This is a genomic window from Lentzea alba, from assembly GCF_047445655.1.
Lineage (GTDB): Bacteria > Actinomycetota > Actinomycetes > Mycobacteriales > Pseudonocardiaceae > Lentzea > Lentzea alba_A.
In genome coordinates, this window is record NZ_JAJAEG010000030.1 from 1 (window position 1) to 14,302 (window position 14,302).

General features: G+C 68.4%; 15 protein-coding genes. 14 read left to right on the forward strand and 1 reads right to left on the reverse strand.

Annotation, left to right across the window (positions count from 1 at the left end; translation table 11 throughout):
* Positions 1-391: 391 nt before the first annotated feature.
* The 10 genes from LFM09_RS37990 to rpsO (LFM09_RS38035) all read left to right on the forward strand — a co-directional run bounded on the left by LFM09_RS37990 (position 392) and on the right by rpsO (LFM09_RS38035) (position 8,833).
* Positions 392-1,378 (forward strand): DHH family phosphoesterase, encoded by a 987-nt coding sequence (locus LFM09_RS37990; protein WP_414101455.1) that lies wholly within the window; start codon positions 392-394, stop codon positions 1,376-1,378.
* Positions 1,375-2,508: an ROK family protein gene (locus tag LFM09_RS37995; RefSeq protein WP_414101457.1), complete on the forward strand. Its 1,134-nt coding sequence runs from the start codon at positions 1,375-1,377 to the stop codon at positions 2,506-2,508. Before LFM09_RS37990 ends, LFM09_RS37995 begins: the two co-directional genes overlap by 4 nt.
* Positions 2,509-2,570: 62 nt before the next feature.
* Positions 2,571-3,872 (forward strand): MATE family efflux transporter, encoded by a 1,302-nt coding sequence (locus tag LFM09_RS38000; protein WP_414101459.1) that lies wholly within the window; start codon positions 2,571-2,573, stop codon positions 3,870-3,872.
* Positions 3,873-3,944: 72 nt separating this feature from the next.
* Positions 3,945-5,306 carry an MFS transporter gene (locus tag LFM09_RS38005; RefSeq protein WP_414101460.1) on the forward strand — a complete coding sequence of 454 codons (1,362 nt, stop codon included), beginning with the start codon at positions 3,945-3,947 and terminating at the stop codon, positions 5,304-5,306.
* A gap of 11 nt (positions 5,307-5,317) precedes the next feature.
* A complete protein-coding gene (truB, locus tag LFM09_RS38010) occupies positions 5,318-6,205 on the forward strand; it encodes a tRNA pseudouridine(55) synthase TruB (RefSeq protein ID WP_414101461.1) in 888 nt (295 codons plus the stop codon).
* A gap of 9 nt (positions 6,206-6,214) precedes the next feature.
* Positions 6,215-6,457, forward strand: coding sequence for a hypothetical protein (locus tag LFM09_RS38015; protein ID WP_414101462.1), 243 nt, complete (start codon positions 6,215-6,217; stop codon positions 6,455-6,457).
* A 38-nt stretch (positions 6,458-6,495) separates the two neighbouring features.
* Entirely contained in the window at positions 6,496-7,428 is a 933-nt protein-coding gene (locus tag LFM09_RS38020) for a bifunctional riboflavin kinase/FAD synthetase (protein ID WP_414101463.1), read from the forward strand.
* An 84-nt stretch (positions 7,429-7,512) separates the two neighbouring features.
* Positions 7,513-7,992: a helix-turn-helix domain-containing protein gene (locus LFM09_RS38025; protein WP_414101571.1), complete on the forward strand. Its 480-nt coding sequence runs from the start codon at positions 7,513-7,515 to the stop codon at positions 7,990-7,992.
* Positions 7,989-8,435, forward strand: a complete 447-nt coding sequence (locus LFM09_RS38030; protein WP_414101464.1) for a 2'-5' RNA ligase family protein — start codon at positions 7,989-7,991, stop codon at positions 8,433-8,435. The genes LFM09_RS38025 and LFM09_RS38030 overlap by 4 nt, the downstream gene beginning before the upstream one ends.
* A gap of 128 nt (positions 8,436-8,563) precedes the next feature.
* On the forward strand, positions 8,564-8,833 hold the full coding sequence (gene rpsO, locus LFM09_RS38035) for a 30S ribosomal protein S15 (protein ID WP_030471762.1): 270 nt from the start codon (positions 8,564-8,566) through the stop codon (positions 8,831-8,833).
* 48 nt (positions 8,834-8,881) lie between these two features.
* Here rpsO (LFM09_RS38035) and rpsO (LFM09_RS38040) read toward each other — a convergent pair whose 3' ends face one another.
* A complete protein-coding gene (rpsO, locus tag LFM09_RS38040; RefSeq protein ID WP_414101465.1) occupies positions 8,882-9,070 on the reverse strand; it encodes a 30S ribosomal protein S15 in 189 nt (62 codons plus the stop codon).
* A 129-nt stretch (positions 9,071-9,199) separates the two neighbouring features.
* Here rpsO (LFM09_RS38040) and LFM09_RS38045 point away from each other — a divergent pair, with 129 nt between their 5' ends.
* The 4 genes from LFM09_RS38045 (at position 9,200) to LFM09_RS38060 (ending at position 14,014) form a co-directional block, all read left to right on the forward strand.
* Positions 9,200-11,449, forward strand: a complete 2,250-nt coding sequence (locus LFM09_RS38045; protein WP_414101466.1) for a polyribonucleotide nucleotidyltransferase — start codon at positions 9,200-9,202, stop codon at positions 11,447-11,449.
* Positions 11,450-11,553: 104 nt separating this feature from the next.
* Positions 11,554-12,846, forward strand: coding sequence for a M16 family metallopeptidase (locus tag LFM09_RS38050; protein WP_414101467.1), 1,293 nt, complete (start codon positions 11,554-11,556; stop codon positions 12,844-12,846).
* Complete coding sequence (dapB, locus tag LFM09_RS38055) at positions 12,843-13,580, forward strand: 4-hydroxy-tetrahydrodipicolinate reductase (protein WP_414101468.1); 738 nt, start codon at positions 12,843-12,845, stop codon at positions 13,578-13,580. Before LFM09_RS38050 ends, dapB begins: the two co-directional genes overlap by 4 nt.
* Positions 13,577-14,014 (forward strand): hypothetical protein, encoded by a 438-nt coding sequence (locus LFM09_RS38060; RefSeq protein ID WP_414101469.1) that lies wholly within the window; start codon positions 13,577-13,579, stop codon positions 14,012-14,014. Before dapB ends, LFM09_RS38060 begins: the two co-directional genes overlap by 4 nt.
* Positions 14,015-14,302: the final 288 nt, after the last annotated feature.

A 14,302-nucleotide genomic window follows, 5' to 3' on the forward strand; every position in this document is an offset into this window, starting at 1 on the left:
GACCCCGCCAATCTGATCAAAGACCGGCCAGCGCCACACGCGGGTAGATGGCACGCCAGTTGCTCAGGGCGGCTGCCTGTTGCGTTGTTTGGTTGCGTTGGTGGGGTGGTCCCGTCCCGAGCCGCACCGGGAGCGAGCCACACCCGAGGGGTTGGGTCAAGTCGACGAAAAGCGTGTCGACTTGACCCAACCCCTCGGGCGCGGCAAGGGCCTAGGTACGTCTCGTGACGGGACCACCCCACCCGGCCCGTTCGGGAAAAGCGGCTCGGCTTCGCCTTCGCGTTCCTCAACCTCTCCTGGTCGCGTTCGTCTACGGGGTTCAGAGGGTGAAATGGTCTTGTCCGTGGGTGCCCTACAGCACATTGAGACGGTCAGCAGCTAACGTCTCCCTGTGGCAGATGACCTGAGTACCACCATTGCCGAGGCCGCTCGCTTACTGGCTGGCGCTCGTGATGTGACTTTGCTGAGTCACATCAACCCCGACGCGGACACGCTCGGGAGTGCGTTGGCGGTGGGGCTCGCGTTGCACCGGCGTGGGGTTGCCGTGCGGGTGGCGTTCGGGGAGCCCGAGGCTGTGCCTGAGTCGCTCAAGGCGTTGGACACCGCTGGGCTGCTCGTCCACCGCGACGAGGTGCCGCGTGAGCCTGAGTTGCTCGTTGTCATGGACACGGGGAGTTTGCAGCGGCTCGGGCCGTTGCAGGACCGGGTCGGCAGCTGTCGTGGGCCCGTCATCGTCATTGACCATCACGTGTCGAACACGCGGTACGGGACGTTGCACTGCATCGATGAGCACGCTGAGGCCACGGCGTTGATCGCGTTGAAGTTGCTCGATGAGATGGACGTTGAGGTCGACGAGCCGATCGCGCGGTGCATTTATGCCGGGTTGGTGACTGACACCGGGGGCTTTCGGAAGGCTGGGCCTGCTGCGCACGAGACGGCGGCGCGGTTGTTGGCCACTGGGGTGGACGCGTATGCCGTCGCCAGGCCGTTGATGGACGCGCACCCGTTTGCGTATTTGGGCATGTTGTCGCGTGTGTTGGCCAAGGCTGAGCTCGATCAGGACGCGGCGCACGGGTTGGGGCTTGTGCACGCGGTGGTGGGGCTGGATGACGCGCGTGATGTGCGTAGTGAGGAGGTGGAGAGCGTGATCGATGTTGTGCGCTCTGCCTCTGAGGCTGAGGTTGCGGCCGTGTTGAAGGAGTTGCGGCCTGGGTTCTGGTCGGTGTCGTTGCGGGCCGTGAGCAGGGTCGATGTTCGTGAGGTGGCGCAGGTGCTCGGGGGCGGTGGGCATCGGTTGGCGGCCGGGTTCACGTTCGACGGGGCCGCGGAGCAGGTCGTTGCCGCGCTCAAGGGCGCGTTGGAGCGGGTGGAGTCATGACACGGACTGGGAGCCCGCGGCTGCTGCGGGAGATCAACGACCGGGCGGCTATCGAGACGTTGCTGCGCAGCGGGGCGATGACGCGCGCGGAGTTGGAGGAGGTCATCGGCCTCTCCAAGCCTGCGACCGCGCAGTTGCTGGCGCGGCTTGAAGAAGACGGCATGGTTGTTCGCACCGGGCTGCGTGGTGGTGGGCGTGGGCCGCGGGCTCAGATGTGGGCCGTCAACGGGGGCGTTGGGCACGTTGCGGCGGTGGCGTTGACGCCGGATCTGATCGATGTGGCCATTGCTGACATCACCGGATCGTTGCTGGCTGAGCACAGTGCGCCGATGCCCAAGGACAACACGCTGCAGGTGTTCCGGGAGACCGTGCAGAAGGCGTCGGCGCTGGCAGGGCTGCGTCTGGACGCCCTGTCGCACGTCGTGGTCGGTACGCCTGGCGCGGTCGACCCGGCTACCGGGCACCTCGGCTTCGCGCCGCACCTGCCTGGGCTTGTGGATGTCGACCTGCCTGCGACGTTGCGGGAGTTGCTGGGCACGTCGGTGTCGATCGAGAACGACATCAACCTCGCCGCGCTGGAGGAGATGAGCTCCGGCAAGGCGGTCGGGGTGCGGAACTTCGTGCTGTTCTGGCCCGCGGACGAGATCGGGTCGGCGGTGGTCGTCAACGGCGTGCTGCTGCGCGGTGTCACGGGTGGCGCGGGCGAGATCGACTCGATGCAGGTGCCGGGTGGGCGGTACGGCGACCAGGTCGACAGTGACGCGATCGTGTTGCTGGCGGCGTCGCACGGGATCACGGCGTCTTCGGGGCTGGAGGCCGTCGCGCACGCTTTGACGGTGGGGACCGACGGGCGCGCGTTTTTGTCAGACCTCGCTCGTAGGATTGCTTTGGGGTTGGCGAACGTCGTCTGCGTGCTCGACCCGGAGTTGGTGCTGCTGTCGGGCGGTGTCGCGCAGGCGGGCGGTGAGACGTTGTGCGAGCTCGTGTCGGTCGAGCTGCTGAAGCTGGTGGTGCCGCGCACGCCGGTGCAGCTCGCGCAGATCACGGCTAATCCTGTGCGGTCGGGGGCCCTGCACTCGGCGCTGGCGGTGGCGCGCGAGCGGGTGTTCGGGCTGCCTCAGCGCGCGTAGGCGCGGGGTCGAGTGGGCGTCGTCACCGGTCATGGCGGCGGCTGACCACATAGGTTCGTCGTGTGGAGGATCGGGTTCCCGCGCGGCGGGTGATCGGGTTGGCTGTGCCGGCGCTGGGTGTGCTGGCGGCTGAGCCGTTGTACGTGCTCGTGGACACCGCTGTGGTCGGGCACCTCGGGGCGTTGCCGCTGGCCGGGCTGGCGTTGGGTGGCGTGCTGCTGACGCAGGTGTCCACGCAGCTGACGTTCCTGTCGTACGGCACGACGGCGCGCACGGCTCGGCTCCACGGTGCGGGCAGGCGTCGGGACGCGGTCGAAGAAGGCGTGCAGGCGACGTGGCTGGCGTTGGTCGCTGGTGTGCTCGTGGTGTTGCTCGGGCAGGTGTTCGCGCGGCCGCTGGCGGAGGTGCTCGCTGGTCGCGGTGCGGTCGCTGACGCGGCGGTGGAGTGGGTGCGCATCGCGTTGTTCGGCGCGCCGTTCATCCTCGTCACGATGGCCGGCAACGGGTGGATGCGTGGCGTTCAGGACACGCGGCGGCCGTTGAAGTACATCCTGATCGGCAACGGGATCAGTGCGGTGCTGTGTCCGGCGCTCGTGTACGGCGCGGGGTGGGGGCTGGAAGGGTCGGCCATCGCCAACGTCGTCGCGCAGGTGTTGTCCGCCGGGTTGTTCTTCAGGGCGTTGTTCGCTGAGCACGTGCCGCTCACGCCGCATTGGGGTGCCATGCGCGCGCAGCTCGGCATGGGGCGGGATTTGGTGCTGCGCAGCCTGGCGTTCCAGGCGTGCTTCATCAGTGCGGCGTCGGTGGCGGCGCGGACGTCCGTTGCGGCCGTGGGTGCGCATCAGGTCGTGTTGCAGCTGTGGACGTTCCTGGCGCTGGTGCTCGACTCGCTGGCGATCGCGGCGCAGTCGCTCGTCGGGGCGGCGCTCGGTGCCTCGAACCGGCGGCAGGCCGAGAAACTCGCGTGGCAGGTCACGCGGTACGGGCTGGTGTTCGGGATCGGGCTCGGCGTGGTTTTTGCCGCGCTGGCAACGGTTTTGCCGCAGGCGTTCACGTCGGACGCCGGTGTGCTCGATGAGATTCCGAACGCGTGGTGGTTCTTCGTTGCGCTGCAGCCGATCGCGGGCGTGGTGTTCGCGTTGGACGGGGTGTTGCTGGGCGCGGGGGACGTGAAGTTCATGCGGACGGCGACTCTCGTGTCGGCGGTGGTCGGGTTCCTGCCGCTGGTGTGGGCCGCGTACGCGTTCGGGTGGGGGCTGGCGGGGATCTGGAGCGGACTGTCGGCGTTCATGGTGTTGCGGCTGGTGGCGGTCGTGTGGCGCACGCGGTCGGGGGACTGGGCCGTCGAAGGCGCCATCAGGTAGCCCGAACGGCCGCTGTGTCCGACCTCACGGCATGAAATCGTTACCAAGAAGGTTGTTTAGGCGATGTAACTAATGTCTGCCCGCCTCCGACCTGGGGAGAGTGCCGTCTTGCCGTCGGTCGATCGCGCCACCCGAATCTCGTGGCTGATCTGGACCACCGCCGTCTTCGTCTACTTCGCCGCCGTCTTCCACCGCACCACGCTGGGCGTGGCCGGGCTGGAAGCGAGTGAGCGGTTCGGGCTCGGACCTGCGCAGCTCGGTGTGTTCACCGTGTTGCAGATCGGTGTCTACGCCCTCATGCAGATCCCCACGGGGCTGCTCGTGGACCGGTTCGGTCCGCGCAAGATTCTCACCGTAGCCGCGTTGCTCATGGGCACCGGCCAGCTGCTCTTCGCCGTCGCCGACTCGTACGCCCTGGGCCTCACCGCGCGGGCCGTGCTGGGCATGGGCGACGCGATGACGTTCATCAGCGTGATCCGGATCGTCGCGGCGCACTTCCCGCCGCGCCAGTACTCGCTGGTCGTCGCTGTCACGGCCGCGCTCGGCGGTGTCGGCAACCTGGTCGCCACCGTGCCGTTGACGCTCATGCTCGGCTCGATCGGGTGGACGTGGGCGTTCCTCATCGCGGGTGGCGTCACGGCTTTGTACTCCGCCGTCGCCTTCGCGAGGGTCCGCGACGTGCCCGCCGGCTTCACCGCACCCAAGCCGGAATCCGTGCCGCTCAAGCAGATCTGGCCCAAGGTGCGGCAGGCGTGGAGCGTGCCGGGTACCCGGCTCGGGTTCTGGGCGCACTTCAGCACCATGTCGACGCCGGCCGTGCTCGGGCTGTTGTGGGGGTACCCGTACCTCGTGCAGGCGCAGGGCATGTCGGCCAACGCGGCGTCATCCACCCTCGGCCTGTTGGTCATCGGTGCGATCGTGGCGAGTCCGATCGTCGGTGCGTTGTTCTCGCGCAACCCCGAGTGGCGCATGCCGATCGCGGGCTGGTTCCTGGCGTTCGCGTTCACCGGCTGGGGTGTGCTGCTGCTGTGGCCCGGCGGGCACGTGCCGGTGCCGGTCATCGCGGTCGTGTTCCTCGTGCTGACCGTGGGCGGGCCGATCTCCGGCGTCGCGTTCGCGCTCGCCCGTGACTACAACCCGTCGCACCGCCAGTCGACGGCGAGCGGGCTGGTCAACGTCGGCGGCTTCCTCGCCGTCACGGTGGCCGCGCTCGGTGTCGGCGTGCTGCTGGACCTGCTGGAGAACGTGCTGGCCCCGCAGGCGGCGTTCCGGATCGCGTTGAGCTTCTGCGTGATCGTGCTGGCGCTGGGCGGCTGGCGGATGCTCGTGTGGTGGCGGCGCGCGCGTGCTGCCGTGTTCGCGGCGGAGGAGCGTGGTGAGACGGTGCCGGTGCAGTTGCGGCGCCGCCGTTGGGACGCTCTGCGCGTCGCTTAGGATTTGCCGCCGTGAAACCCTCTGTTGCACCGGGCCTGGTCGTCGTCGACAAGCCGGACGGCATGACCTCGCACGACGTGGTGGCGCGTGTGCGCAGGATCCTCGGCACCCGCAAGGTCGGGCACGCCGGCACGCTGGACCCGATGGCGACCGGCGTGCTCGTGCTCGGCATCGAACGAGCGACCAAACTTCTCGGCCACCTCGCGCTCGACAGCAAGGCGTACCTCGCGACGATCGTGCTCGGCGCGTCCACCACCACGGACGACGCCGAGGGCGAGGTGCTGTCCACTGAGGACGCCTCACACGTCGGCGACGACGCGATCGCCGCCGAGGTGGCGAAGCTGACCGGGCCGATCCAGCAGGTGCCTTCCGCCGTGTCCGCGGTGAAGATCGACGGCAAGCGCGCTTACGCGCGGGTGCGTGCGGGCGAGCAAGTCGAAATCCCCGCACGGCCGGTCACCGTGCATCGGTTCGATGTGCTGTTCACGCGCCGTGAGGACAAGACGATCCTGCTCGACGTGATGGTCGAGTGCTCCTCCGGCACTTACGTGCGCGCGTTGGCCCGCGACCTTGGCGCCGCGCTCGGCGTCGGCGGCCACCTGGGTGCGTTGCGGCGCACCAGGGTCGGCCCGTTCGACCTCCGCGTCGCCAAAACGCTGGAGCAGCTGGAGGAGACGCCCGGTCTGTCGCTGGACCTGGACGCCGCGGTCGCGACGGCGTTCCCGCGGCGCGAGATCGACCCGCAAGAGGCGTCAGCGCTTTCGCACGGGCAGAGGCTGCGGCCAGGCGGGATCGAGGGCACCTACGGGGTGTTCGGGCCGGACGGGCACGTCATCGCGCTGGCGAAGGACGAGGACGACGCCTGCAAACCAGTGGTGGTGCTGAGCCCCGCTGGCTAGCTTCGGCGCATGCCCGACTTCGACCCGGCCGAGCTGCGGCGTCAGGTGCTCGCCGTGCTTGACGGTGAGCCCGGCAACGAGCCCGGCTACTTCGCGATCAAAGCGATCCTGGTCGCGCACCGCGAAGCTGTCGTGCCCGACGAGGCGCTGATCGAGGTGCTGACGAAGCTCATGCTCGATCTCCGCGCGCAGGGCCGCGAGGACGACGACGACCTGATTGCCGACGTGCTGGACTTCCTCACAGGATGGTGAACGGACGCGGCGCCACCCCAAGTCGTAGGCTGATCACCGTGCAACGCTGGCGCGGACTAGATCACCTTCCTGGCGGCTGGGGCCGCTGCGTGGTCACCATCGGCGTGTTCGACGGTGTCCACAAAGGCCATCAGGCCCTCATCGGCCGCGCCGTGCAGCTCGCGCAGCAGCGCGGGCTGCCGAGTGTGCTGATGACCTTCGACCCGCACCCGTCCGAGGTCGTGCGGCCGGGCAGTCACCCGGCCCAGCTCACGACGCTGCGCAGGCGGGCCGAGCTGGTCGAGGAGCTCGGGGTCGACCACTTCGTCGTGGTGCCGTTCAGCCTCGAAACCTCCCGCATGCCGAGTGACGAGTTCGTGCACGAGGTGCTCGTCGAGAAGCTGCACGCGGCCGCTGTCGTAGTAGGTGAGAACTTCACCTTCGGGCACAAGGCGTTGGGTAACGTCGCGATGCTGCGCCAGCTCGGGCAGCGGTTCGGATTCGTGACCGAGGGGGCTGATCTGGTGTCCGCTGACGAGGTGACCTACTCGTCGACCTACATCCGCGCGTGCATCGACGCCGGCGACGTCAAAGCCGCCGCGGAGGCGTTGGGCCGGCCGCACCGGCTCGAGGGCATCGTCGTCAAGGGCGACGGGCGCGGGAAGGACCTGGGGTTCCCGACGGCCAACCTGTCCACGCCGAAGTTCGCGGCTGTTCCGGCTGACGGTATTTATGCGTGCTGGTACACCGACGCGAAGGGTAAGAAGCTCAAGGCCGCGGTGAGCGTCGGGACGAACCCCACGTTCTCCGGGCGGGAGCGGCGCGTCGAGGCGTTCGTGCTGGACGTGGACGAGGACTACTACGGGCAGCGCGTGGCGGTGGACTTCGTCGAACGGCTGCGTGAGATGGAGAAGTTCGACTCCGTTGAGGCACTTCTCGAACAGATGCATCGAGATGTAGACCGAACGAGGGAACTGCTGACCGAGTCGTGACCGTCAGATTGGGCGAAGCGGGCGTGGGGGCGTCCGCAGGCTGGCAGGATGCTGGTCGGAGTGCGGGCTACGAGAGAGGTCGAGGTGGAGGACCACAAGATCGTTCAGCGCAACCTCGCGCTACAGCGGGAGTGGTACGGGGAGCCCCTGGGTGACCGAGTGCGCCGGTTGGTCGTGGCCTTCAACGTGTCGCAGGCTCAGCTCGCGGATGTGCTGGGGATCAGCGCGCCGATGCTCAGCCAGGTGATGAGCGGCCGCCGGGCCAAGATCGGCAACCCGGCCGTGCTGGCGCGAATGATCATGCTGGAGCGCAAGGTGCTCACGCCCGACGTGGCGACCGGTGCTCCCGAGGCACTGCAGCGGGCGCTCGACGACGTGCGCGAGTCCAAGCCGACGGTGTCGCGCGACTCGCTGCCGGTCAACGGCGACGAGAGCGTCGCATACCCGGTGCTGCGCCGTGTGGCCGACCGCACTGAGCTCCAGCAGGCCGCGGACATGCTGCACGAGGACTTCCCGGCGATCGCCGAACTGTTCCGCCGCGCGATTCGGGCCGCCAGCCGGTGAAGTTCTTCACCGCCCTGTTCCCACCCCAGCACGTGATCGACGAGCTCGACGCCGTGCTCGACCGCACACACGACCTCGACTGGACGAAACCGGAGAAGTGGCACATCACGTTGTGCTTCCACGGTGAAACCGCAGATGAGGAACGTTTCAAAGCGCTCGAAGGGTATGAAGCGCCCGAAATCCGGCTGAAGAACTTCGGCGACTTCCGCGGCAAGATCCTGTGGGCGGGAATCGACGGCGACTTAAATGAGTTGGCAAGGGCAGCGGGTGCGAACGACAATTGGCGAGCGCACCTCACAGTGGCGTACGGGTACCAGGGCCAGCCGATGCCGGCCTTCCTGAGCAGCCAGTGGCAGCCTTCCGAAGCGGTGCTCGTGAGCAGCGCCGATGGTGCCTACACACCCGTCGCACGGGTGGGGTTGCGCACGTCAGCGCGCCGCTGACCACCGTGCCTGATAGCCTTCGCAGTTGGGTCTGGCTGCGGTCCGTGGCGGCCAGTACCGGCTACCCCGGCCAGCAATTCGGCGGGCGTGGGGCCGCACGGACCTGAACGAAGTAGGAGAAGTACCTAGTGGCACTGTCCACGGAGCAGAAGAAGTCCATCCTCGGTGAGTACGGTCTGCACGACAGCGACACCGGCTCGACCGAGGCGCAGGTGGCCCTGCTGAGCAAGCGCATCGCTGACCTCACGGAGCACCTCAAGCAGCACAAGCACGACCACCACTCCCGCCGTGGTCTTCTGCTGATGGTCGGCCGTCGCCGCCGTCTGCTGAACTACCTGACCAAGGTGGACATCAACCGCTACCGCGCGCTGATCCAGCGCCTCGGTCTGCGCAGGTGATACTTGCCGAGGGGGAGTGACCGGCCGGTCACTCCCCCTCGGCAAGTATCACCTGCGCAGACCGAGGCGCTGGATCAGCGCGCGGTAGCGGTTGATGTCCACCTTGGTCAGGTAGTTCAGCAGACGGCGGCGACGGCCGACCATCAGCAGAAGACCACGGCGGGAGTGGTGGTCGTGCTTGTGCTGCTTGAGGTGCTCCGTGAGGNGCTGCAAAGAGGAACAAAACAGGGCCCGCATCGCGCGAAGCAGTTATCGCCGGTCCTCGGTAGTGGCCCTCTGGTGGAAAACGCCCCAGGGGACTTCGATCGAAGACCGGCCTCGTCAAGACGCGTGTGCGGTGTCCAAAAGACGAGGAGTAACAAGTAAATGACGGACATCGAGGTCCACGAGGCGACTGCCGTTATCGACAACGGCAAGTTCGGCTCGCGCACGATCCGCTTCGAGACCGGGCGCCTCGCGCGTCAGGCCGCCGGCAGCGTGGTCGCGTACCTGGACGACGACACGATGCTGCTCAGCGCCACCACGGCGTCGAAGCAGCCCAAGGAGCACTTCGACTTCTTCCCCCTCACGGTGGACGTCGAGGAGCGCATGTACGCCGCGGGCCGCATCCCCGGCTCGTTCTTCCGGCGTGAGGGCCGTCCGAGCACGGACGCGATTCTCACGTGCCGCCTGATCGACCGTCCGCTGCGCCCGTCCTTCGTGGACGGTCTGCGCAACGAGATCCAGGTCGTCATCACGGTCATGAGCCTGAACCCGGCCGACCTGTACGACGTCGTGGCGATCAACGCCGCGTCCGCGTCCACGCAGCTCGCCGGCCTGCCGTTCTCCGGCCCGATCGGTGGCGTCCGCGTCGCTCTGATCGAGGGCCAGTGGGTGGCGTTCCCGACCCACGAGCAGCTCGAGAAGGCCGTGTTCGACATGGTCGTCGCGGGTCGTGTGGTCGAGTCCGGCGACGTCGCGATCATGATGGTCGAGGCCGAGGCCACCGAGAACGTGATCGACCTGATCGGCGAGGGCGCCGTCGCCCCCACCGAGGAGGTCGTGGCCGCGGGTCTCGAGGCCGCCAAGCCGTTCATCAAGGTCCTCTGCGAGGCGCAGGCGCAGCTCGCGCAGGTCGCCGCCAAGGAGACCGGTGAGTACCCGACGTACCCGGCCTACCAGGCCGACGCGTTCGAGGCCGTCGAGTCCGCCGCTTCCGGTGAGCTCGCCCAGGCGCTGACCATCGCGGGCAAGCACGAGCGCGAGGACAAGCTCGACGAGATCAAGGCCGCCACGCTGGACAAGCTGGCCGAGCAGTTCGAGGGTCGCGAGAAGGAGGTCGGCGCCGCGTTCCGCTCGCTGACCAAGAAGCTCGTGCGCCAGCGGATCCTGCGCGACAAGGTCCGCATCGACGGCCGTGGCCTCACGGACATCCGCGACCTCGGTGCCGAGGTGGCCGTGATCCCGAGGACGCACGGTTCGGCGCTGTTCGAGCGCGGCGAGACCCAGATCCTGGGTGTCACCACGCTGAACATGCTGCGCATGGAGCAGCAGATCGACTCGCTGTCTCCCGAGACGCACAAGCGCTACCTGCACCACTACAACTTCCCGCCCTACTCGACCGGTGAGACCGGCCGCGTGGGCTCGCCGAAGCGCCGCGAGATCGGCCACGGCGCGCTTGCCGAGCGCGCCCTGATGCCGGTTCTGCCGAAGCGTGACGAGTTCCCGTACGCGATCCGTCAGGTGTCCGAGGCCCTCGGCTCCAACGGCTCGACCTCGATGGGCTCGGTCTGCGCGTCGACGCTGTCGCTGCTCAACGCCGGTGTCCCGCTGAAGGCCCCGGTCTCCGGCATCGCGATGGGCCTCGTGTCCGACGAGGTCGACGGCGAGACCCGCTACGTGGCGCTGACCGACATCCTCGGTGCCGAGGACGCGTTCGGCGACATGGACTTCAAGGTCGCGGGCACCAAGGAGTTCGTGACGGCGCTGCAGCTCGACACGAAGCTCGACGGCATCCCGTCCGAGGTGCTGGCGGCGGCGCTGGGCCAGGCCCGCGACGCGCGCTACACCATCCTGGAGGTCATGGCCGAGGCCATCGCCGACCCGGACGAGATGAGCGCCTACGCTCCGCGCGTCACGTCGGTCAAGATCCCGACTGACAAGATCGGCGAGGTCATCGGCCCGAAGGGCAAGATGATCAACTCGATCACCGAGCAGACCGGTGCCGACATCTCCATCGAGGACGACGGCACGATCTACGTCGGTGCGGCGGACGGCCCGTCGGCCGAGGCCGCGATCGGCATGATCAACGCGATCGCGAACCCGCAGCTGCCGAAGGTCGGCGAGCGCTTCCTGGGCACCGTGGTGAAGACCGCGGCGTTCGGCGCGTTCGTCTCGCTGCTGCCCGGCAAGGACGGCCTCGTCCACATCTCGAAGCTGGGCAACGGCAAGCGCATCGCGAAGGTGGAGGACGTCGTCAAGGTCGGCGACAAGCTCCGCGTCGAGATCGCCGACATCGACCAGCGCGGCAAGATCAGCCTCGTCGTCGTGAACGAGGACGCCGACGCTGCGAAGCCGGCTGACGCCCCGGAGGCCGTCGAGGCCACCGAGGCTGCTGAGGCGGCTCCCGCGCAGTGAGTGCGACAGACAACGTGACGGCCGCGGGTGCATCCACCCGCGGCCGTCCGCGTACCGGAAGGCTGGGGCACCTCCAGCGGCCGGGCAGCACGCGGGTGCTCGAGATGTCCGCGGGGTCCGAGGTGCGGCGCAGCATGCTGCCCTCCGGCCTGCGGGTCATCACCGAGCGCATCCCGAGCGTGCGGTCCGCGTCGGTCGGCCTGTGGGTGCAGATCGGGTCCCGTGACGAACGGCCCGAGGTGGCGGGTGCCGCGCACTACCTGGAACACCTGCTGTTCAAGGGAACCGCGCGACGCACCGCGGCGGCGATCGCCGAGGAGATCGACGCGGTCGGTGGCGAGCTGAACGCGTTCACCGCCAAGGAGCACACCTGCTACTACGCGCACGTGCTGGACGAGGACCTGCCGCTGGCGGTGGATCTGGTGTCCGACGTGGTGTTCGAGGCGATCTGCGGTCCGCGTGACTTCGAGACCGAACGCGGTGTCGTGCTCGAAGAGATCGCGATGCGCGACGACGACCCCGAGGACCTGCTGCACGACGCGTTCATCGAGGCGATGTTCGGCGGGCATGCGTTGGGGCGCCCCGTTCTCGGCACCGAGAAGTCCATTCAGGACATGGAACGGGACGCGCTCTACTCGTTCTACAAGAAGCGCTACACGTTGCCGCGCATGGTCTTCTCCGTCGCGGGCAACATCGAGCACGCGCAGGTGATGCGCCTGGTGCGCAAGTCGATCGGTGACCGGCTGTCGCGGGAGGGCAGCGCGGTCGCACCTCGTGCGGGCAGGGCGCGCATCGCGGACGCCCGCAAGCTGGTGCTGCACACCGACGACACCGAGCAGGCGCACATGATGCTCGGCATGAAGGGCCTGGACCGCCACGACGAACGCCGGTTCGCGCTGAACGTCCTGAACGCGGCGATCGGTGGCGGCATGAGCTCCCGGTTGTTCCAGGAGGTTCGCGAGCGGCGGGGCCTGGCGTACCAGGTGTACTCGTCCGTCGGCCTGTACGCGGACACCGGCACGTTCGCCGTCTACGCGGGCTGCCAGCCGGACCGGCTGGGCGAGACCGCCGGCGTGATCCGCGAGGTGCTGGTGGACGTGGCACGCGGCGGGCTCTCCGACGCGGAGGTCGCGCGCGGCAAGGGACAGCTGCGCGGCGCTCTCGTGCTCGGCCTGGAGGACACCAGCTCCCGGATGTCGCGCATCGGCAAGAGCGAACTGAACTACGGCGATCACCTGAGCGTGGAAGCGACGCTGGCTCGGATCGACCAGGTGTCGGCCGAGGAAGTGGCGCTGCTCGCACGTGATCTGCTGCGCCGACCGGTCGCCGCGGCGGTGGTCGGCCCCTACGATCACGCCGACGATCTGCCGGACCAGGTACACGAGGTGATTGCATGATTCGCGTCGGAGTTCTCGGCGCGCGGGGCCGCATGGGTTCCGAGGTGGTCCGCGCGGTCGAGGCCGCCAAGGACATGGAGGTCGTGGCGGCGATCGACGCCGACGACCCGCTGTCCGCGCTAGTCGATGCGGGCGCTCAGGTCGTCGTCGACTTCACGCACCCCGACGTGGTGATGGGGAACCTGGAGTTCTGCATCGCGGCCGGAATCCATTGCGTGGTCGGCACTTCCGGCTTCGACCAGTCGCGTTTGGACGCAGTGGCGCGCATGTTGGAGTCGCAGCCGTCCGTCGGTGTGCTGATCGCGCCGAACTTCGGCATCGGCGCCGTCCTGCTGATGCGCTTCTCGGAGATCGCCGCCCGCTACTACGAGTCGGCGGAGATCATCGAGCTGCACCACCCGCGCAAGGCCGACGCGCCTTCGGGAACGGCCGCGCACACCGCCCGCCTGATCGCGGCGGCGCGCTCCGGCATGGACCCGATGCCCGACGCGACCACGCAGGAGGAGCCGGGCGCGCGCGGTGCTCTCGTCGACGGCGTGCGGGTCCACTCGCTGCGGATCTCCGGGATGATCGCGCACCAGGAGGTCGTTTTCGGTGGCGAGAGCGAGACTTTGACGATCCGTCAGGACTCGCTGCACCGGACGTCGTTCATGCCGGGCGTGGTCCTGGGCGTGCGGGAGATCGTCTCGCGGCCCGGTCTGGCCGTCGGTCTCGACAAGTACCTGGACCTGTGAAGATCCGGGTCACCGTCGCGCTGCTGATCGCGGCGCTGGCGGTCTACTTCGTCCTGCTCGCCGGCCGCGCGGTGGCGTTGCTGCAGACCGGTTCGCTGGTCGGCGTGCTGCTCGGCGTGGGCGTGCTGATCCTGCCGTTGCTCGGCGTCTGGCTGGTGTACTCCAACCTGCGGTTCGGGTGGGAGACGGAGAAGATGGCCCGCGAGCTCGACGCCGACGGGCTGCTGCCGGACGTCTCCCACCTGCCCCGGCGGCCGTCCGGGCGGGTGGATCGGGACGCTGCGGACTCCTGGTTCGAGGAACGGCGGGCCGAGGTCGAAGCCGCGCCGGAGGACTGGCGCGCGTGGTTCCGGCTCGCGTACGCCTACGACATCGCGGGGGACCGGGGACGGGCGCGCGAGACGATGCGGAAGGCCATCCAGCTGCACTCCTGATCTTGTCGGGGGTGCTGAGTACGTTGAGATGTAGGGGTTCCCGGTTCGAGGGGACCCCTGCGTCAGCGTTTTCAAAGCCTTTCGAGGGCCTCGTGCAGAGGCCGCATCGTGGGGTACGCCTACTGCGCTTCGCTGTCCGGATCGGAGCCCGCCACCAGCCCCGAACTCGGCGATCGACAACCGGCGGACCTGTCGAGGGCTCCCGCCATGACCGCACAGGGGCGACGGCGACCGTCAGCCCGTCTGAACAGAACCCACCTGAGGCGCAACGCCCCGGCGTCGAGTTGA